This window comes from Listeria valentina, from assembly GCF_011800755.1.
Lineage (GTDB): Bacteria > Bacillota > Bacilli > Lactobacillales > Listeriaceae > Listeria > Listeria valentina.
Genome location: NZ_JAATJW010000023.1, coordinates 18,152 through 37,498, shown reverse-complemented (window position 1 = coordinate 37,498; position 19,347 = coordinate 18,152). Strand labels below are relative to the sequence as shown.

The window sequence follows — 19,347 nt, the reverse complement described above, 5'->3', positions numbered from 1 at the left end:
CATTTATAAGATGTTTTCCAATTTACTTTTAACGTCCTGAGAGGGATTCGAACCCCCGACCGACGGCTTAGAAGGCCGTTGCTCTATCCAGCTGAGCTATCAGGACAAATGGCGAACTTTCGAACAGCCAAATACTATTTTATGGTGATTTTCGCATTTTGTCAATGCTTTTTATGCAAGCTAACTCATATTTTTACAAAAAAACGAATTAAGCTTTGAAAAGCGGAAAAATCTGCGTCAATTCCGTCAGTTCTTGATCTTGATCGTCCATAAATTTCACCAAAACGCCTTCTGGAACACTTTCAATCAGTGCATATGTTTTCACACGAATAGCTCCGCGCGGAAGTGAAATACTGCCCGTATTTAAAACAAGTGCATTATCCATCATTTCTGCCCCTAGTTCATGAGAGTGTCCGAAGAAAACAAAATCTGCCTTTAATTCACGTGCCCGGTAACGCAAATTCATCAATGTCATCTTAATATTGTATAAATGACCATGTGTCACAAAAATCCGGTAACCATCAATATCAAGCACTCGTTCGTTTGGAAAATCTGGTCCAAAGTCACAATTCCCACGTACCGTTTCAAAACCTTGAATCGCAGGATCGTCTTTCGATAGCTCCGAATCCCCACAATGAATCAGCGCATCAACGCTTCCTTCATACTTTTCTTTTAAGTGCATCAAACAGTCCCGTTCAGAGTGACTGTCGCTCACAACAACAAGTTTCATTGATTTTCTGCCTCCCAACATGCTTCTCTATTCTCTCATTTTTAATAGATTTTTTCCAGTACCTTTTCAATATTTTTTCCAAGTTCTTTAATTGCATTCCCTCGGTGACTGATACTGTTTTTTTGGTCCGGCGTCAGGTTCGCCATTGTCACACCAAAATCGGGTAGATAGAAAAGCGGATCATAGCCGAATCCATTTGCCCCAGAAAGCTCCAAAGCAATTTCTCCAGGACATTCGCCTTCATAATAATCTACTTCTCCCACTGGCGTTGAAATCGCAAGCGTACAGTGGAATCTCGCCGTGCGGTCCCCCGGTTTCACGTTTTTTAGCTCGTTCAGTAGCTTTTCGTTGTTTTTGGCATCATTATGCGCTTCTCCTGCATAACGCGCTGAATAGACCCCTGGCGCTCCGTCAAGTGCGTCTACCACGAGTCCTGAATCATCTGCAAGAACGGTTTTATTTAAAATTTTGGCCACAGTTGTCGCTTTTAGTGCCGCATTTTCCTTGAACGTTTTGCCTGTTTCTTCAATTTCCCCGATTTCCGGAAAATCTAACAGCGTTAAAATCTTGATATCATGGCTCCCTAGAATCTCTTCAAATTCTTTAACCTTCCCTTTGTTAGCTGTTGCAATCACTAATTCGCGCATCTTTATTCCCCCTCAATTAAATTCGTAATTTCTTCCCCAAGCTCTGTTTTTTGTAGTTCTACTAGCTGCTTAATCCCGGCTTTTCCGAGTGAAAGGAGTTCCACAAGCTCTTCTTCTGAAAAAGTAGCTTCTTCCCCTGTTCCTTGTAGCTCAACAAATTGGCCAGCGCCTGTCATAATTAAATTCATATCCACATTAGCTGCACTATCTTCCACATAATTTAGATCAAGTACCGCTGTCTCATCTTCCAAAATTCCAACACTAATGGCTGCTAAGTAATCTTTGATTGGAAATGAATCAAATGGCTTTTCCAAATGTAAACGATAAATCGCAAGACTCATCGCAACAAACGCCCCCGTAATTGAAGCTGTCCGCGTACCGCCATCTGCTTGAATTACATCACAATCAAGCCAAATCGTTCGTTCCCCAAGCGCATCCAAGTCCACAACCGCGCGAAGTGCTCTTCCGATTAAGCGCTGAATTTCCATCGTCCGTCCGCTCACCTTCCCTTTAGAAGACTCACGGATATTACGAGTTCCCGTCGCGCGTGGAAGCATCGCATATTCAGCAGAAATCCATCCCTTTCCTTCTCCCCGCATAAAAGGAGGCACTTTTTCCTCCACACTTGCATTACAAATTACTTTCGTCGACCCAGCAGATATCAAAACCGAGCCTTCTGGATGAATCAAATAATCCTTTTCTATCGTAACAGCTCTTAGTTCATTTTTTTCACGTTCATCAAAGCGTTTCATTTTGCTACTTGTTCCTCCTTCTCGCCGAGTGTGATATGTTCGACATCCATTTTCTCAAGGCCAAGCCAGTCTCCCGCAATTCCTTCAAAAATCGGTACAGAACCCGTCGTGAAGAAACGATGATGTGCCCCTTCTTCGCTTTTTTCAAGAAGATCATGATAATCGAGTAGTGCACTCACTTCACTTGCTGTTTCTTCACCGGAGTTAATCACTGCAACCTCATCTCCCATAAAGTTTTCAATCAGCGGTTTTAAAAGCGGATAATGTGTACATCCTAAAATCAGTGTATCAATTTTTGTACTTTTAAGTGGTAACAGCGACTCAGCTACTACTTTTTTCGCAATTGGACTCTTGTATTCACCTGATTCAACAATAGAAACAAACTTCGGACAGGCTAAAGAATCCACACGAACATGCCGGTTTAAACCTTTAAGCGCTTTCGGATAAGCCATGCTTTTTACTGTTCCAATCGTTCCAAGAACCCCAATTTCATTATTTCGTGTTGCTTTAAGTGCAGCACGCGATCCAGGTTGAATTACGCCAATCACAGGGATATCGAGTGTAGCACGAATTTCTTTTAATGCAGCAGCAGTTGCCGTATTACAAGCAATTACAAGCATTTTAATATTGCGATCTACTAGAAAACGTGTCATTTCCCAAGTAAAACGAAGTACTTCTTCCGTATCACGTGGCCCATACGGACAACGTGCAGTATCTCCTAAATAAAAAACCTCTTCATGCGGCAATTGTTTTAAGACTTCCTTTACAACGGTAAGTCCCCCAACGCCTGAATCTATAAATCCTATCGCTCGTTTCACGATCTCGCCTCTATTTCTTTTTAAATCTATCGTTTCCATTTTCTTATTTTTTCTAACTTTTCGCAAGTATTTTCGTTATTTTCTTAGATTCTATTTTATTTTACTGTACTTTTTCGTTATAATGAGAAAAGAGAAAGCGGGGTTGTACGTTAAATGACAGAAGAAACAAATCAAGAAACATCCATTCAACCAGAAAACAAACTGGTGCCAAGCTTTGGAGTTGAACTTTTCCGTGATTACTTACTGCCAGATTTACTCGGCGAAGAATCGCCCCACATCTTTTACTGGGCAGGAAAAGATTTAGCTCGCAAATTTCCACTGACTTCTTTTGAAGAAATCCAAGACTTTTTCGAAGAAGCATCCTTTGGCTCAATCGAAGTGGTCAAGGAAAAAAAAGAAGAGTTGCAAATCCTGCTATATGGACCAGCTGTTGAAACACGCTTTGATTTGCAAGGCGAGCCTTCTTTCAAACTAGAAGCAGGGTTTATCGCTGAACAAATTCAAACCCAAAACGGCTATTATGCTGAAGCTTATGACGAAATCAATAAGCGCAAAAAAGAAGCCTTACTCGTTGTTAAATGGGATCTAAAAGAATCCACAGATTACAAGGACTATTAATAAGCTAGCTGAAAAAGCGTGAAACTACTATGTTTCACGCTTTTTCGAGTTCAAAGGTATCATGCAACACCTGAGCCGCCTTCACCATTTCACGTTCCGGCACAACAGTTGAAACTTTGATTTCAGAAGTACTAATCATCTTAATCGGAATTTGGTGTTCCGTTAGTGCTTCAAACATCGTTGCAGCAACTCCCGGATTTGAAACCATTCCCGAACCAACAATTGACACCTTCGCTAATTCTTGTTCTGATTCAATTTTTTCATAGCCAATCTCTGCTTTTTTATCTTCTAAAACAGCCAGCGCATCAAGTAAAGCCGACGTTTTTAGCGTGAAAGACAGATTACCGTGGCCAAGACCTGTAATTCCTTGAATGATGATATCTACATCAACAGCATTTTTCGCAAGTTCCGTGAAAACTTTCGAAACGCGCATATCTTCTTTTCTGCTCCAATGAACGGTAATTCGAGTAATTCCATCTTCAAATGCAACACCGCGCACTACTTTCGTATCTTCCACACTCATTTCCTCCTTAATCATCGTTCCTTGTTCTGTTCCGTGGCTCATTCTAACTTCAAGTGGCGTTCTAAAATTTTTCGCATACTCAACCGAGCGCGGATGCAAAACGCCAGCACCAAGATGGGCCAACTCAAGCATCTCATCATAAGTAAGCTCCTCTAGCTTTCTTGCCCCTTTAATATAACGTGGGTCACTCGTATAAACGCCATCTACATCTGTACAAATCGCACATTTGAGAGCCGAAAGTTCCGCCGCGAGCGCAACTGCCGTTGTATCCGAACCACCTCGACCAAGCGTTGTAATGTCTCCATCTCGCGTGATTCCTTGAAATCCAGCAACAATCACAATCTTACCCGCTAATAAAGCCTCACGAATACGTTCCGAGTCAATGTCTAAAATCCGCGCATTTCCGTGTACGCTTTCCGTTTCGATCCCCGCTTGAAACCCTGTAAAGGAAATAGCATCCTTCCCTTTTTCAGCTAATGCCATAGCAAGAAGCGAAATCGTGACTTGCTCGCCCGTTGCAAGAAGCATATCTAGTTCACGCTTTTTGGGCGTCTGAGTAATTTCATCTGCTAGCGAAAGCAATTTATCCGTGGATTTTCCCATCGCGGAAACTACGACCACTACTTGATTTCCAAGTTCTTGTTCACGAATCGCTTGATCAGCCACTTTTTGAATCTTATCCGCATTTCCGACTGAAGTTCCTCCAAATTTCAGCAAAACAACGCCCATTCTCTTCTCTCCCCCACTCAATCATCCGTTTTTTTATTATCTTGAAGCTTTTCATTTACTTCCTGCACCTTTTGATAAACAGCTTCTGCAACCGCCTTTGGAATGCCACTTTCTTGCAGTTCTTCAACCGTAGCCGCTTTAATTTTCTTCATCGAACCAAAATGATTCAAAATTTTCTTTTTCCGCCCCGGACCAACACCAGGAATACCGTCTAAAATCGATTGGAAACCTGACTTACTCCGCAGCTGCCTGTGGAATGTGATCGCAAACCTGTGCACCTCATCTTGAATCCGTTGCAGCAAATAAAATTCTTGGCTATTACGTGCAAGCGGTACGATTTCAAGCGGATCACCGAACAAAAGCTGACTCGTCTTATGCTTATCATCTTTCGCAAGCCCAGCAACCGGCAAATCAAGCCCGAGCTCGTTCTCTAAAACATCCTTCGCACTATCAATTTGCCCTTTACCACCATCAATTAAAATGAGGTCAGGAAGCGGGAGTCCTTCTTTTAAAACGCGCCAGTAGCGCCTTCTTACAACCTCGCGCATCGTGGCGTAATCATCGGGCCCGGCAACCGTTTTAATCTTATATTTGCGGTAATCGTTTTTATTCGGCTTCCCATCCAAAAACGTGACCATCGCCGAAACCGGATCCGTCCCGTGGATATTCGAGTTATCAAACGCTTCGATTCGTGAAGGCGTGGGAATCCCCATTTGTTCACCAAGCTTTTCAACCGCACCAACCGTTCGTTCTTCATTTCGCTCAAGCAACATAAATTTTTCATTGAGTGCAATTTTTGCGTTTTTATAAGCTAATTTGACAAGATCCTTCTTTTTCCCTCTTGCAGGAACCAAAATTTTTGTATCCGGTAAAAGAGCTGCCACTGCTTCATCGTCGACATCATTCGGCAAGAAAATTTCTTTAGGCGGAATATGGTTTGCTTTCTGATAAAACTGACCGATGAACGTAAGAAAATCCTCATCCGCATCATTATAAAATGGGAATTGCGAGACCTCGCGTTCGATCAACTTTCCTTGCCTGATGAAAAAGACTTGGACACACATCCAGCCTTTATCAATCGCGTAGCCAAACACATCTCGATCGACAAAATCATTCATTGTCATTTTTTGCTTTTCAAGCGTAGTCTCGATGGCATTAATTTGATCGCGAAACTCAGCTGCTTTTTCAAATTCCATCTCAGAAGCCGCTTCTTCCATTTTCTCATTCAGTTCGCGCTTCACGTCTTTATAGCCCCCATTTAAGAAGCTGACAATTTCATCGGACATTTTTTTATAGGTTTCCTCTGAAACATCAAATACACACGGTGCGAGGCACTGACCAAGATGGTAATATAAACAAACTTTGTTAGGCAGCACATGACACTTTCTTAGCGGGTAAAGCTTATCCAAAATCTTTTTGACTTCATTCGCTGCATAGACGTTTGGATAAGGACCAAAATATTTTCCTTTATCCTTCTTGACTTGTCGCGTGATGATGAGTCGTGGATGGCGCTCACTTGTAATTTTAATAAACGGATAAGTTTTATCATCTTTTAAACGAATATTAAAACGTGGATCATGCTTTTTGATCAAATTAATTTCAAGCAGTAAAGCTTCCACATCAGAGCTTGTCACGATATATTCAAAATCCGCAATTTCTTGAACAAGGCGCTGTGTTTTCACATCATGTGCCCCCGCAAAGTAAGAACGAACTCGATTTTTAAGCACCTTTGCTTTGCCAACATAAATGATCACTCCTTGATCATCTTTCATTAGATAGCAACCTGGCTGATCTGGCAAAAGGGCTAATTTATTTTGTAAATGAGTAGACACCATAAGATCAACTCCCTATATAGCTACCAAGTGTTAAAAAACACTTAGATCGTTTTTCTCAAAAAAAGACACCGCAAAGTTCGCGGTGTCCTTATTTTACCATACTTTTAGTAGGACTACATATATTTGTTAATCACTTCATCCAATTCTTCTTTTGGACGGTAGCCAATGACTGTATCCACAACTTCTCCGTCTTTTTTAACGAGTAAAGTAGGAATACTCATGATGCCGAACTTACTTGGAATTTCTTGATTCGCATCAACATCCATTTTGACGATTTTGAGCGCGTCTCCACGTTCATTTGCAATTTCTTCTAAAACTGGGGCTACCATGCGGCAAGGACCACACCAAGCTGCCCAGAAATCTGTTAATACGACGCCTTCGTTTGTTTCTGCTTCGAAGGTTGCATCTGTAATTTCTTTAATTTCAGCCATGCTAGCTCAACTCCTAACTCTTAATGTATCCTCAGTATACAACGGAGCTCACTTTTTATTCCATCTTTTTGCTCAAGCCTCCATCAGGCTTATTTTAAATCCACGATCGTAATCCCATTTCCACCTTCTGCGGCGTCGCCAAACCTTGTTGATTTGACCATTCGGTGGTTTTTCAAGAACTCCGAAACACCTGTCCGCAAAGCTCCTGTTCCTTTCCCGTGGATGATCGCAACACGCGGATACCCCGCAAGGAGCGCTTCATCGATATACTTATCCACCGCTTGAAGCGCATCTTCATAGCGCATTCCTCGTAAATCAAGCTCAGAGCGAACCGGATCTGTATTCCGAACATTCGTAATCACGCGCTCTTTTTTAGGCTTCTCGGGTTGAATATATTCCAAATCCGATTCTTTGATTTTCGTCTTAATAATCCCGATTTGGACATTCCATTCTGAGTGGCTAGCTTTATCAATCAGCGTCCCCTTTTGCCCTAGAGAAAGCACGCGCACTGCATCGCCCGGTTCAAGTTTATGAGTGACCGGTTTCGTTTGATGAACAACACGTTTTTGGATGGTCTTCGGCTTCGCCTCAGAAAGGCGGGTTTTGGCGTCAATCAATTCATGTTCCTTGATGCCTTGTGCCCCGCGAAGCTGCAACTCCCGGATTTCCCGAATAATCCCATCAGCTTCTTCTTCCGCATTTTCGATGACTTTCGCCGCTTCTTTTTTGGCTTCTTCTAGTAAGCGTTCTTTATTTTGATGGTAAGCGGCAACTTCTTTTTGTAAATCTTGAAGAAGCCGTTCCGCATCTTTTGTTGTTTCCGCTGCTTCTTCAAATTCCTGTTCGGCTAAATTTCGCTTGTCTTCAAGGTCAGTAATCATTTCGTTTAAATTCGCGCTTTCCGTGTCAATTAACGCTTTTGCCGATTCGATCACGGCTGAATCAAGCCCAAGGCGCCTTGAAATCTCAAAAGCATTACTGCGGCCGGGTACACCAATTAAAAGTCGATAAGTCGGACTGAGGGTTTCCACATTAAATTCAACCGAAGCATTGGTTGCAAACGGTCGGTTATAGCCATACGCTTTCAGTTCAGGATAGTGAGTCGTTGCCATAACACTTGCCCCGCGCTTAGCGGCTTCATCCAAAATAGAAATCGCAAGCGCTGCGCCTTCTTGTGGATCAGTTCCTGCTCCTAATTCATCGAACAAGATCAGTGATTTAGCATTCATTTTTCCTAAAATCGAAACAATATTAGTCATATGTGAAGAAAAAGTACTCAAGCTTTGTTCAATTGACTGTTCATCCCCGATATCGGCAAAAACCGCTTCAAAAACCGCTATTTCAGATTCCTCGCGAGCCGGTATTTGCAAGCCAGCTTGTGCCATAATCGTCAGCAAGCCGAGCGTTTTGAGCGTGATCGTTTTACCACCTGTATTCGGTCCAGTAATTACAATAACCGAGTAACCCTCGCCAAGCAAAATATCATTCGCTACTACTTTTTCTGGGTCAAGCAAAGGATGTCTTGCTTCATACAATTTGACAATTCCTTGATTATTTAATCCTGGAGAAATGCCTTTCATTGCTTTTCCAAGTCGTGCTTTCGCCAAGATAAAATCAAATCGGCCAAGCAAGTACGTATTGTGATGGATTTTAGAGATGTGCTCTGCTAAATGCGCTGAAAGTTCAGCAAGGATGCGTTCAATTTCTTGGTTAGCTTTTGCTTGAAGCGCGCGACGTTCATTGTTTAAATCAACAACGCTTTGCGGCTCAATGAAAAGCGTTTGTCCAGAAGCCGATTGATCGTGAATTACTCCGCCGTAGTGACTGCGATACTCTTGCTTCACAGGGATCACGTAACGATCATTTCGAATCGTGATAATCGCATCACTTAGCATCGTTGCTGCATTCCGGTCACGAAGCAAAGCTTCCAATTTCTCACGTACGCGTCCTTCTGTCCGGTGAAGCGTTTGACGAATGCCGCGCAGAGTTTCGCTTGCTGTGTCTAGCACATAGCCAGATTCATCCACCGAAATCACAATTTCATCTTCGAGATCACGTAACTCGAGAAGTTCTGCTGCAAGTGTGTATAAGAAAGGCAACTCGACACCTTGCTCCTCGAGATCATGAAAGAAATTTTTCATCAGTCGACTCACACGTAAATTACTGCCAATTTGATAAATTTCAAGTCCATTTAAATCGCCGCCAATTTCCAGTCGCTTTAAATGTGGCAAAACATCGGTCAAGCCTGTAATCGGCGCACTGCCACGCAAACGAAGCACTTTTGCCCCTTCTTCCGTTTCTTGCTGCGCTTCCTTAACTTTTTCAAATGAGCTTTCAGGGCTGAGAGCACGAATAGACGTTTCCCCAAGGGTTGAAACAGCAAATTCTCCGAGCTGCTGTTTGATTTTATCGAATTCTAATATATTTTCAAGCTTTTTTTCCATCGCTCATTCCTCTATTTCTTTTTTCTATAAACTGTCTGAATGCTTCTTTCGACAAGGTATTTAAGACATCCGTTTTAGTAAGCCAGCCTTTTATCCCTGCTCGGACGCCAAGCGCCATAAAATCCAAATGACGCGTGTCATGCGCATCTGTATTGATGGCGATTTTCACGCCTGCTTTTGTCGCCATTTCTAAATGTTCCGCTTTTAAATCTAATCGCTCTGGATTGGCATTTAATTCAAGTGCTGTCCCTGTTTCGCTTGCAAGCTGAATGAGTTCAGAAATATTTACAGCATAAGGTTCTCTTCTACCGATCACGCGACCTGTTGGATGGGCAATCAAGCGAACATGCGGATTTTCCGCTGCCGTTTTTAAGCGTGCCATAATCTCTTGCTCCGATTGATTAAAGCCCGAATGAATCGACGCAATCACAAAATCCAATTGTTCCAGAGTTTCATCCGAAAAGTCAAGGGTGCCATCTGTTAAAATATCCATTTCTACACCCGAATAAACATCAATTTCTGGATATTTTTCTGCAACACGTTTAATTTCTGCTTGTTGCTTTTGAAGCCGTTCTTCATTTAAGCCATTCGCGACACGAAGAAACTTGCCATGATCGGTAATCACCATATAATCATAGCCCTTTTTAATATTCGCTTGGATCATTTCTTCAATCGAATACGCCCCGTCTGACCAAGTTGTATGCATATGCAAATCTCCACGAATATCTTCTAATGAAAGAAAGCGAGTTTCTTCTGTGATTCTTTCTATTTCCGTCCCGTCCACTCGTACCTCAGGCGGGATAAATGGAAGATCAAAAAAGCGGAAAAATTCTGTTTCTGTTTGAAAATGTTGAACGTCCCCATTTTCTTCTTCGACACCATACTCACTTATTTTTTGCTCTCGTTTTTTGGCTAGCTGCCGCATCTTGATATTATGTTCTTTTGAACCCGTAAAATGGTGTAGCGTTGTCGCATAGCTTTCAGGCGTGACGAGTCTAAAGTCAACAGAAATGGTAATCCCTATGCTTAATTGGACGGAAACCTTCGTGTCGCCCGCACCAATTACCTCAGTGATTTTAGGATGACGAAGCAAAGCTTGTTTTACTTGATCCGGTTCTGTCGTTTCTAGCACATAATCAAGGTCTTTTAAAGTTTCTCGCATGCGCCGCATACTTCCCGCTCGGTGAAATCGTTTAATTTCAGGAATTGTTTCAAGAAAAGCTTCGATTTCTTCTGCAACAGGAAAGACTTTTGGAAACGGATAGCGATCAGGACGAGTTCCTAGTGCTTGGACTCCTTCCACCATTTTCTCTACTGACTTCTTCCCAAATCCTTTTAAGCCTTCGATTTGACCACTTTCAGCTGCTTCAAGCAAGCTCGCTTGGTCTGTTACTCCAAGCTCCTGGTAAAGTCTCGCTAGTTTTTTTCCGCCTAAGCCTTCTACTTCAAGAAGCGGGATAAGCCCACTTGGCACCTCAGCTTTTAGCGCTTCAAGCTCGGGTGATTTCCCCGTTTTTAAATATTCCTCAATGATATCGCCCGTCGCTTTTCCAATTCCTGGGAGCGAACGAATATCATCTATTTCACTTAAACTACGATCGTCTATTTCTAAACTTTGAGCGGCTTTTCTAAATGCCGAAGTTTTAAAGCTATTTTCACCTTTTAATTCCATGTATAATGCGATTTTTTCTAATAAGCGAATCACTTCTTTTTTACTTGCTGCCATTTTTTCACCTCTTACAAAAACAAGACCAGTTCATGCCACTGGTCTCATCTTTCTATTCTGAAATCACTTGTGTCATCCAATCATAAAAACGCTCGGATAAAAGGGGCGTATTCGATAAAATCCAATCTGCTACACTTGAATTTTCAATCACACCATTTAGCCATTCTGATGGGTATGCGGCGCCGAGATAAAGAATAACGAATAAAAGTAAGTAAGTCGTCACCACCCCTAAAACTCCGCCAATTAAGCCATTAATTTGACTAACGACAGGAATTCGGCCACGGAACCCAATTAATTTCGTTAACATGTGTACAACAATTAATGCTGCGATAAAAATGATTAAGAAGGCTAATACATTGTAATACGCTTCTTCCGTGTGGAGGAGCGCTAATAATTGATTAACCCCTTCTTCTGCTGAGTCAGGTTTTGGATATGGGATAAAATGAATTTGTGGTGCAAGCAGACTATAATAGTGGTAAGCTACAAAAAACGATAGAAAGTAGCCAACCGTCGTTACAAGTTGCCGAAGTACTCCATTTCGATACCCATTAAAAAAACCACTGATCAGAAGAATAATTAAAATGATAGTTAAAATCATAAATTGATCTCGTCCTTTTACGAATTTTCTAATCGTGCTTCAAGTTCACGATACTTTTCGAGCAGTAATAAATAGTCATGTGTCATATTCACTGCTGTAAGAACGGCAAGTCTCCCGCTGTCTAGCGCACGATTTTGCGCACCTATTTCATGCATTTTGCTGTCCACAATTTGAGCTACTTTTTTTAGATGATCAGTCGGTTCAGAGCCAACGATCGTGTATTCTTGTCCATATATTGTTGTGATGATTCGATTCTTTTCATTATTAGCCACGCTAGCTCCTCCTTCAGGTCTCTAAGTAACACTATAAAATCATCTTATCACGAAAAAAGCAAGATGAAAAGCGGATAGCTATATAATCAGCCTTAAGGCGGAAGTAAACTTCTAAATTGGGCTGTTTTTATGATACAATACGAATACGGAATTCCCCAGAAAGGATGAAGAATTATCGCAAACACAGTCATTCAAGTTCCAGCCAATAAAATGGAAGAAATCAAAGCGTTTTACAAACCTTTTTTTACAGGAAAAACACCATCTGGTGCTCTTTTTTCTGCCAAAAAGCAAGGTCTCACGATAACGGCCTACAAATCTGGGAAAGTCATGTTTCAAGGAGCAGCTGGTGCGAACGAAGCAGCCAAGTGGGGCAAGGTGGCTAAAGCCGCAGGCGTAAAATCAAAATCAAGTGGTTCTCCGCTTCCCCCACAGTTTTCATCCAAAAATGTTTTAGGTTCTGATGAAGTTGGGACTGGGGATTTTTTTGGACCGATTACGGTTTGCGCTTGTTACGTTGATCGCGAGCAAATGCCGCTTCTTGCTTCTCTTGGTGTAAAAGACTCTAAAGCGATGAAGGATCCAGAAATTTGCCGAATCGCGGAAAAAATCATCCCGATCGTACCGCACAGCCTTCTCGCTTGCCCGAATCCTAAATATAACGAACTGGTTGCATCCGGGATGAATCAAGGGAAAATGAAGGCACTCCTGCATAACCGAGCGCTTTCCAATGTCCTCGCTCGAATTGCGCCTACTCGGCCGGAAGCAATTTTAATCGACCAATTTGCTGAAAAAAACACCTATTATCGTTATTTAGCAAATGAACGAGAGATTGTACGTGAAGATGTTTATTTCGCAACCAAAGCAGAAGGGCTTCACTTGTCTGTCGCGGCAGCTTCCATTATCGCTCGCTATAAGTTCGTTCAAATTTTTGCAGAAATAGAACGCGAGCTTGGGATGACTTTAACTAAAGGAGCAGGGGCAAAAGTGGACCAGGAAGCCGCTCAAATTATTGCGCGTTACGGGCTCGATACTTTACATCAGTATACAAAAGAACATTTTGCCAATACAGATAAAGCCATTCAACTAGCTCGAAAATAAAAAATGGATGTTCAGCTACATGCGAAAAGCCCTCAAAATTTGAAGATCAGATTTTGAGGGCTTTTCGTGTGGATAGCATAAACTCTATTAAATTAATCACGCTGAAAACTGATTCCGATATTCAACAGTTTTTCCAGCTCACATATTTTTAATAACTTTTCCATTAACAAGAACTAACGGCAACACGGAAAGTCCTTCTTGCAGAATCACACGGTGAATAGCGGGCTTCTTTCAAATGGCTCGCTAAACTGCTCATAAAAATAGAACGACACTTAACCTCTTCATCCATCAGTTTTCGGAAATCGTCACTTTGAACAGATTCCATTAAGCTTCTAAAAATCGTTAAAGCAAATTCATCTTTTTTGATTGCCTTCAAGCAATAATAACTCAGCTCAATCATTGGTGTTCCAGTCTTTCCTTATAAATTAGGAATTTGCCAGTCAACCGGCTTTTCACCATTTTGGACCAAATAGTCATTCGTTTTTGAAAATGGCCGAGACCCAAAAAAGCCATAATTGGCGGAATATGGACTTGGATGAGAGCTCGTTAAAATTAAATGATTCGGGTTTGTTAAAAGCTCCATTTTTTGTTTAGCATTTTTGCCCCATAAAATAAAAACAACGGGACCTTCCTTTTTGTCAAGAAGTCGAATAATGGCATCCGTCAAATTTTCCCAGCCGCGATTTTGATGCGAATTGGCTTTTCCGGCTTCCACCGTTAGCACCGTGTTTAGCAGTAAAACCCCTTGATCGGTCCAAGGCTTTAAATAGCCGTTATTCGGAATAAAACAGCCAAGGTCATTTTGCAATTCTTGGTAAATATTTTCAAGTGATGGTGGCGTCCGCACACCTTGTTGCACAGAAAACGATAGCCCGTGCGCCTGTCCTCTTCCGTGATAAGGGTCTTGCCCCAAAATTACTACTTTGGTATCTTGATAGGAAGTGTATTTTAGCGCATTGAAAATGTCATACATATCTGGAAAAATCGTTTTTGAGCCATATGCTACTTTTAAAAATTCACGCAGATCCAGATAATACGGTTTCTGAAATTCTTCTTTTAAAAGTTCATCCCAATCATTACCAAGTTGAATCATGTTTGTCTCCACCTCTAGTTTTAGTCTTTCGTTTATTATACTAAATTATCGCGCGGTTGCCAAAATAGTAGAGGTAAATAAAAAAACTCCAATCAGTGTTTAGAGGTTAGATGGGTTCCATATATAGTCTCCAATTAGCTGGAAATCCCATTATCTTTAAAATAGATTCAATCTTGACCGAAGCAAAACAGTTTTTATATTGTTTGAATATATCTCTAAGTTCTCTATGCAACGCTTGTGAATCTTTTTTGCTTAAAACAGCTCGTAATAAAATAGTTAATGTAAATAAAGAGCCCTGCCTTAACAGTTCTTGATCTATATCAAAAAAATTAGCAAAGTAAGCGATTCGGTTATCCTTGGCTTTTTTGCTATAAAAACGCTCTTCATGAGCACAAACATTTCTCATAATATTGACAATTTTTATAATGGATTCTAGTTCCTTACGCTGCATTAATAGCGACTGCTGTTTTTTTCTTTCTCGATTATATTTAGTATTAAAATCTTTCGCTATGTTTTCAGCCAATGAATCATCCAACACACTATAAAAATAAGATACATTCCCTATTGTTATATAATTTACTAAAACCCAAATAGGGACGCCACCATGCTTATCAACATAGTGATCAATCGAGTTTTTACTTTTCTTACTCACTTGCTGTGATATTGTATTCGACAGTATCGAAATTGTTTTTAAAACAGCTTTTATTTTCCGAGAATCTTTTGAATAATTATTTAAATCTAAATAAGCATTTGGTTCTTTAAATTTCTCCGCAAATCGATAAGCAATGAAGCTTTTTAAATTGCTTTCAAATTTGAGTAAATACTTTACATAGATATTCCTAAGACCCCGGTCTAACTTAAACAAACAAAAGATCTCATCAATGTGAGCCCCGTCTATATATTCTTCAGGTTCAAAGAAGCGACCATCATCATCTTTTTTCAAAAACAATCCTTTATAGCCATTGATGACATTATAATAATTTTCTTCTTCTAGATACCTCATCGAATGAGAACCATTTCCCGTATTTAAAGAGCGACTACGTAAAATTGTTAACTGCTGCCTGTGTGTTTTAAAAGGTTTCATCTATGCTGTTCACCACACCTTATTCTGTAAAATAAAAATGGCTCGGGGCCCTCAAGCACACCGAACCTAATCGCTTGAAAAAATTATAATTTATAATTTACACTTTGTCAATTGATTTACAGATAATTTAAAATACATTGTAATTAAGAATAAGATTAAGCACATTTCCCTTAGAAATGTGCTTAATCCTTTATTTCTTATCATTTTGTTCTTGCTTGTTTGACACAAACGGCCACCAATTTCCGCGGCCAAATAATTTTACCATCACAGGGATAAAGAGCGGCAAAACGATAACCGCGTATAAGATTAGTCCAATCAACACTACCGTTGCAATTTCAAGTAATGAAAGGACTCCTGCAGGCATCATCGCGGCAAATGTTCCCCCGAGAATAATAACAGCTGAGAAGATGACACCGCCCATATTCTTCATGGTCAAAAGCATTCGCTCACGTACATCGAGGCCTGTATATTCATTAAATCGACTCATCAAGAAGATCGAATAGTCAATTCCGAGGGCTACGAGAACAACGAAGCTAAAGAATGGCGTCGCCCAAGTTAATCCGCCGTAATCCATGATGCGCGTGAAAATGATTTCCGTAAAGCCAAGTGCTGCGTAGTATGTCAATACGATCGAGCCCACTAGGTAAAGTGGCATCACCATAGAACGAAGTAGAATCACGAGTGTAACGAATACGCTCACGAGAACAAGAATAATCACAAGATGATAGTCAGCAAGCGACATATCTCTTGTATCGTAATTCATGCTCGTCATGCCGCCAATTCCGATTTTAGCATTTTCAAGTTTTGTTCCTTTTAAGCTACTATCTAACTGATTATTGATCGCGTCGATCGCGTCCATTGCTTCATTCGAATACGGATTTTTCTTCAGCACAACATTGACTGTCGCCAGTTTTCCGTCTTTTGAAATATACTGATCCAGCGCTTGCTTAAAGTCTTTATTCGTCAAAAGCTCGTCTGGAACGTAAACGCCCGAATTTGCGTAAGTCGTTTCCGACAGCCCATCAAGCATACCACTCGCTTCGCCAAGCCCGCTCTCCACCTTCGATAACCCAGATGCGCCACTTAAAAGCCCGTTCGAAAGATCACCGATTTGACCACTCATGCTGGAAAAGCCAGTTTTTAATTCGGCTTGCCCGCTTTCAAGTTGGGTTAAGGCTGATTCGATTTGCGGTAGCTTGCTAATGACTTGATCTTCGCCAGATGCAGCTTGTCCTAGCCCCGTTTCCAGTTGATCCAGACCTTGCTCAAGTTGGCTAAGCCCTGAATCAAAGGACGCTAAGCCACTTGAAACTTGGTTCGACTGGCTATTAAGAGTCTTCATTGCCGTGGAAAGCTGATTAAGTCCACTATTTAATTGCTTAATTTTCGTTTCAAGTGCAGCAGTTTGCTTGCCAAGTTCAGATTGCAATTGTGTTTTGAAAGTCTCACCTGCTGTTTCTAGCCCAGCAACGTCATTCATCAATTTCTGGAACTCTGCATTTTGAGTAGCTTCTGGGTGCGCCGCTGCAAAGGCTTTTAAAGATGTGCCCACTTGCTGCATTTGTTTGGTTAATGCGCTCGTATCAATGGCTTTGCTTCCTCCAGAACTGCTTGAAAAACCAGCCAGTGAATCGGCTAACGTTTGCAAATTCGCTTGGACTTGTTCGTAACCTTGAAGTAACTTACTTTGTCCATCTGAGAGTTTCTTTAATTCGCTGCGTGCGGTTTGCACACCTTGTTTTAACTCACCGGCTCCACTTTCGCCGCTTCTAATCCCATTACGAATTTGAACGAGCGCCGCTTCTAATTCCGAAATGCCTTCTTTCGTTGCCACCGTTCCAGATTGTAGCGAATCAATTCCTGAAATTGCTTGGTTCATACTTGACGCTGAAGCATTTAACTCATTCCCCGCTTCATTCAAGCCTTTCTTCACTTGACCAATGCCACTTTTAGCATCCCTAAGCCCATTTTCGAGCTCACCAGCTTGATTTTTCACATAGATCGCATCCAGACGTGTCCCTGCTGGCCGTGAAGCACTCATTACCATGTCAACATCTTTTAAATCGGCTAAATCTGAGGAAACTTTTTCAAGTAAGGCAATGTATTCCCCTGTCCGCATGTTGTCATCATTCTCAAGATAGATCTGCGTTGGTGAAACTTGCCCCGCCCCGAAACTATCCGAAACGATTTCAAATCCTTTTTTAGATGGATAACTGCTACTAATTTCATCTAATGAATCAAAGCTTTCTGTTCCTTTATGCATAACAATCGGTGGAATGACAATGATCGCAACAATGAGTAAGGCAATAAAAGGACGCATAAAAGCAAGGTTTCCCGCAGCACCCCAAAATTTGTTTTCTTTATGTGAGATATTTTTATTTAACGGCCAGAATAAAACCCGTCCAAGTGTTCCCATGAAAAAGGGAACGAGCGTATAAATGCCTAGCATCAAGATAACAATCCCGACACCAACAGCTACCGCTGAACGATATAAATCGAATTGAACGAAATAAAGAGAGATAAAAGCCACCAAAACGGCTATCGCGCTATAAAGCACGGTTTTACCGGCCGTCTTATAAGTTTGTATAGCCGCATCCCAAGTTTCTAGCCCCTCTCCAAGCTCTTCTTTAAATCGGCTCAGAAGTAAAATGCAATAATCGGTACCAATTCCAAACATAATACAAACCATAAAAATTTGCGTATATGTGGAAACCGGGAAGTCTAAATACTTCACGAGAAAAGAAACAACACTTTGCGCAGTCAAATAGCTGATTCCGACCGTAATAAGTGGAATAAACGGTGCCACTGCAGAGCGAAATACGAGCAATAAAACGACAAGAATGAACACGACTGTGATACCTTCTGTTTTATGTAAGCCATCTTGTGAACCTTGTACCACATCTTCTTGAATAACTGCATTTCCTGTTAGATACGTATCGATACCACGGACTTCCATTTTCTGATCGAGTTTTTCGCGAATCGTTTTAACAGGAGTTTCTTTGGCATCCACCGTTAAACTCGCAACAATCGTTTTCCCATCTTTTGAGACAAATTTGTCTGCTAATTCTTTTTGATCAAAGCTGTCCAGCACATCTGTTACATGGAGTTCATCTTGATCTTTTTTAATTCGGTCAAGCGACTTCTCAATTTTCTTTTTATCCGCTTTCGTGAGTTTTTCTTTCGATGTGTAAACCGCCAGATACGTTTCACCATCGCTATCTGGATTATGTTTTTTTTGAAGTTCCGTTGCAAGCTGCGACGGATACCCATCTGGCAATTTAATTTCGCCTTTTTCCCGAACCAAGTCGCTCATGTTTGGTGCTGTAAAAATCAATCCAAAAAGCAGCACCAGCCAAACGATCAACATCGGCCAGCGAAATTTTAATACCCATTTCATCAGTGGCTTCCCCCTTGCGTTTCTAAATCAATAACCGTCTCGACTAACTGGTCATAGAGCGTCATCAGTTTCTCACTATTTTCCTTACCGAATGTAGAAAGCCACCGATTAATCAAGCTTTTCATCGCTTGTTCACACTCCTTGAAAATCTCAAGCCCACTCGCTGACATTTCCAAAATAACCGCTCGCTTATCTTCTTTATTCGTCGTCCGTAGCAAAAAACCCTTCTCCGTTAAGTTTTTAATTTTGGCCGTAATCGCGCTTTTATTTACATTCAGTCTATTCGAAAGCGCCGTTGCACTAATTCCCACACCGGTTCGCTGTAATTCTCGAAGCACAAAAAATTGTTCCGTTGAAATCCGTTTCCCATCAATTTCCACTTCTTCAATCGCTTGATCAATTTCCTTGAGCGCAAATAAATAAGTCCGCGTGTAGCCGTCAATAAAGCGATCTAGCATTTGCTCCACAATTTTGATTCACCCCCTGAACTATTTTTTCATTCTATCGCTTTTTAGTCTAAAAGTAAACCAAAAACACCCCTCTTTTGCAAGA

The 19,347-nt window shown here is 41.2% G+C and carries 17 protein-coding genes, 1 tRNA gene and 1 pseudogene; 2 read left to right on the top strand and 17 right to left on the bottom strand.

Translation table 11 applies throughout. The features are described 5' to 3' along the window. Window positions 1–32 precede the first annotated feature (32 nt). The 5 genes from HCK02_RS07345 to racE form a co-directional block, all read right to left on the bottom strand. Window positions 33–106, bottom strand: a tRNA-Arg gene (locus tag HCK02_RS07345). A gap of 102 nt (window positions 107–208) precedes the next feature. Then, complete coding sequence (locus tag HCK02_RS07340) at window positions 209–730, bottom strand: metallophosphoesterase (RefSeq protein WP_167629486.1); 522 nt, start codon at window positions 728–730, stop codon at window positions 209–211. A 41-nt stretch (window positions 731–771) separates the two neighbouring features. Then, window positions 772–1,377, bottom strand: a complete 606-nt coding sequence (locus tag HCK02_RS07335) for an XTP/dITP diphosphatase (protein ID WP_167629485.1) — start codon at window positions 1,375–1,377, stop codon at window positions 772–774. A gap of 2 nt (window positions 1,378–1,379) precedes the next feature. Next, window positions 1,380–2,129 carry a ribonuclease PH gene (gene rph / locus HCK02_RS07330; protein WP_115752262.1) on the bottom strand — a complete coding sequence of 250 codons (750 nt, stop codon included), beginning with the start codon at window positions 2,127–2,129 and terminating at the stop codon, window positions 1,380–1,382. Next, window positions 2,126–2,947: a glutamate racemase gene (gene racE / locus HCK02_RS07325; RefSeq protein WP_167629484.1), complete on the bottom strand. Its 822-nt coding sequence runs from the start codon at window positions 2,945–2,947 to the stop codon at window positions 2,126–2,128. The genes rph and racE overlap by 4 nt, the downstream gene beginning before the upstream one ends. Window positions 2,948–3,100: 153 nt before the next feature. Between racE and HCK02_RS07320 the strand changes: the two genes are divergently transcribed. Further along, window positions 3,101–3,565, top strand: a complete 465-nt coding sequence (locus HCK02_RS07320) for a YslB family protein (RefSeq protein ID WP_167629483.1) — start codon at window positions 3,101–3,103, stop codon at window positions 3,563–3,565. 34 nt (window positions 3,566–3,599) lie between these two features. On the opposite strand, the gene HCK02_RS07315 is transcribed toward HCK02_RS07320, so the two are convergent. From HCK02_RS07315 to zapA, 7 genes and pseudogenes are all read right to left on the bottom strand, one after another. Then, complete coding sequence (locus tag HCK02_RS07315; RefSeq protein WP_167629482.1) at window positions 3,600–4,817, bottom strand: aspartate kinase; 1,218 nt, start codon at window positions 4,815–4,817, stop codon at window positions 3,600–3,602. A gap of 17 nt (window positions 4,818–4,834) precedes the next feature. Continuing rightward, complete coding sequence (gene uvrC, locus HCK02_RS07310; RefSeq protein WP_167629481.1) at window positions 4,835–6,652, bottom strand: excinuclease ABC subunit UvrC; 1,818 nt, start codon at window positions 6,650–6,652, stop codon at window positions 4,835–4,837. A gap of 113 nt (window positions 6,653–6,765) precedes the next feature. Then, window positions 6,766–7,083, bottom strand: coding sequence for a thioredoxin (gene trxA, locus HCK02_RS07305; protein ID WP_115752258.1), 318 nt, complete (start codon window positions 7,081–7,083; stop codon window positions 6,766–6,768). A gap of 89 nt (window positions 7,084–7,172) precedes the next feature. Continuing rightward, window positions 7,173–9,527: an endonuclease MutS2 gene (locus HCK02_RS07300; protein ID WP_167629480.1), complete on the bottom strand. Its 2,355-nt coding sequence runs from the start codon at window positions 9,525–9,527 to the stop codon at window positions 7,173–7,175. Beyond that, complete coding sequence (gene polX, locus HCK02_RS07295; protein ID WP_167629479.1) at window positions 9,511–11,253, bottom strand: DNA polymerase/3'-5' exonuclease PolX; 1,743 nt, start codon at window positions 11,251–11,253, stop codon at window positions 9,511–9,513. Before polX ends, HCK02_RS07300 begins: the two co-directional genes overlap by 17 nt. Before the next feature lie 52 nt (window positions 11,254–11,305). Beyond that, window positions 11,306–11,851, bottom strand: a complete 546-nt coding sequence (locus tag HCK02_RS07290) for a CvpA family protein (RefSeq protein ID WP_167629478.1) — start codon at window positions 11,849–11,851, stop codon at window positions 11,306–11,308. 6 nt (window positions 11,852–11,857) lie between these two features. Continuing rightward, window positions 11,858–12,123 (bottom strand): annotated as a pseudogene (zapA, locus tag HCK02_RS07285) (cell division protein ZapA); the annotation flags it as partial. Window positions 12,124–12,297: 174 nt separating this feature from the next. Between zapA and rnhC the strand changes: the two are divergent. Next, complete coding sequence (rnhC, locus tag HCK02_RS07280; RefSeq protein WP_167629489.1) at window positions 12,298–13,221, top strand: ribonuclease HIII; 924 nt, start codon at window positions 12,298–12,300, stop codon at window positions 13,219–13,221. 163 nt (window positions 13,222–13,384) lie between these two features. On the opposite strand, the gene HCK02_RS07275 is transcribed toward rnhC, so the two are convergent. The 5 genes from HCK02_RS07275 to HCK02_RS07255 all read right to left on the bottom strand — a co-directional run bounded on the left by HCK02_RS07275 (window position 13,385) and on the right by HCK02_RS07255 (window position 19,253). Next, window positions 13,385–13,621 (bottom strand): hypothetical protein, encoded by a 237-nt coding sequence (locus tag HCK02_RS07275; protein WP_167629476.1) that lies wholly within the window; start codon window positions 13,619–13,621, stop codon window positions 13,385–13,387. 18 nt (window positions 13,622–13,639) lie between these two features. Further along, the gene (locus tag HCK02_RS07270) at window positions 13,640–14,314 is read right to left on the bottom strand and encodes a uracil-DNA glycosylase (RefSeq protein WP_167629474.1); all 675 of its coding nucleotides are present in this window, start codon (window positions 14,312–14,314) and stop codon (window positions 13,640–13,642) included. 106 nt (window positions 14,315–14,420) lie between these two features. After that, window positions 14,421–15,398 (bottom strand): Abi family protein, encoded by a 978-nt coding sequence (locus HCK02_RS07265; RefSeq protein WP_167629472.1) that lies wholly within the window; start codon window positions 15,396–15,398, stop codon window positions 14,421–14,423. A 190-nt stretch (window positions 15,399–15,588) separates the two neighbouring features. Further along, window positions 15,589–18,795, bottom strand: a complete 3,207-nt coding sequence (locus tag HCK02_RS07260) for an MMPL family transporter (protein ID WP_167629470.1) — start codon at window positions 18,793–18,795, stop codon at window positions 15,589–15,591. Continuing rightward, complete coding sequence (locus HCK02_RS07255; protein WP_246215549.1) at window positions 18,795–19,253, bottom strand: MarR family winged helix-turn-helix transcriptional regulator; 459 nt, start codon at window positions 19,251–19,253, stop codon at window positions 18,795–18,797. The genes HCK02_RS07260 and HCK02_RS07255 overlap by 1 nt, the downstream gene beginning before the upstream one ends. Window positions 19,254–19,347: the final 94 nt, after the last annotated feature.